Source organism: Acinetobacter sp. 228 (assembly GCF_048147885.1).
In genome coordinates this window covers 1-1,074 of sequence record NZ_JAYWYV010000549.1, presented here as the reverse complement: position 1 = coordinate 1,074, position 1,074 = coordinate 1, and the positions used below count along the sequence as shown (strand labels likewise).

The window sequence follows — 1,074 nt, the reverse complement described above, 5'->3', positions numbered from 1 at the left end:
AAGTTACTTGAGCTTAAAGCAATCATACAGGTATTAAACCAATATTATGTGATGTTTTTACGAGACAAATAACTTCAAATGATTGTTTAAGAACTATAAAAAAGTATCATAAAGTAGTAGCTTGATTGCAGAAAAATAACTCAATTCACTAAAAACATCATGCTACTATTAACCTCATATCTTTTTAGCTCATAAAAGCCATATACATGTTTCAACAAGAAATCTCTCAATTGAATTTGCAACAGCTCAAGGCCGGTGAAAAGCGTTGGGTGGGGTCATTATTAGGTTCATCAGCAGCTTTATTGCTTAAAGAAATTGCCACTCAGCATTCTTCTTTATTGTTATTAGTCGCTCGAAACAACCAACATGTTGCTCAATTAGAAAGTGAACTTGAGTTTTATGGAGTTAAGCCGACAATTTTTCCGGATTGGGAAATTTTGCCTTATGACCGTTTATCTCCCCATCAAGATATTGTGTCAGAACGTCTTGCTATTTTATCTAATATGCCTCAGCAAGGCGTATTACTGATTTCAGCAAGTACCTTGGCTCAACGGGTTGCACCTTACTCATGGGTATTGGGAGAACACTTTGATATAAAAGTGGGTCAAAAATTTGATTTAGAACAACAAAAATTAAGGTTAGTTCAGGCGGGCTACCACTTAGTAGATACAGTTTATGACCATGGTGAGTTTGCTGTACGCGGCAGTATTATGGATATTTTTGCATCGGGTCAAGAATCTCCAATCCGCATAGATTTATTTGACGATGAAATTGATTCTTTAAAATTCTTTGACCCTGAAACTCAAAGAACAACAACCACACTAAAAAGTTTTACGGTTTTACCCGCGAAAGAATTCCCTTTAAAAGAAGGACGTTCAGTTTTTAGAGACCGTTATTCTGAGTTTTTTCCTACTGCCAATCCTAAGAAAAATCCAATTTATCAGGACGTTTTAGATGGTATAGCATCGCCTGGTATTGAATTTTATTTACCGCTATTTTTTGATAAAGAACAAATGCAGTCACAAAGTATGTTCACAACATACTTACCAAAGAATTGCATTGTAATTACAACTA

Annotated in this window: 2 pseudogenes; both read left to right on the top strand. The window is 35.0% G+C overall.

Going from position 1 to position 1,074, the window contains the following annotated elements:
* Positions 1-72 (top strand): annotated as a pseudogene (locus tag VXQ92_RS20695) (hypothetical protein); the annotation flags it as partial.
* 134 nt (positions 73-206) lie between these two features.
* Positions 207-1,074, top strand: a pseudogene (locus VXQ92_RS20690) (transcription-repair coupling factor); the annotation flags it as partial.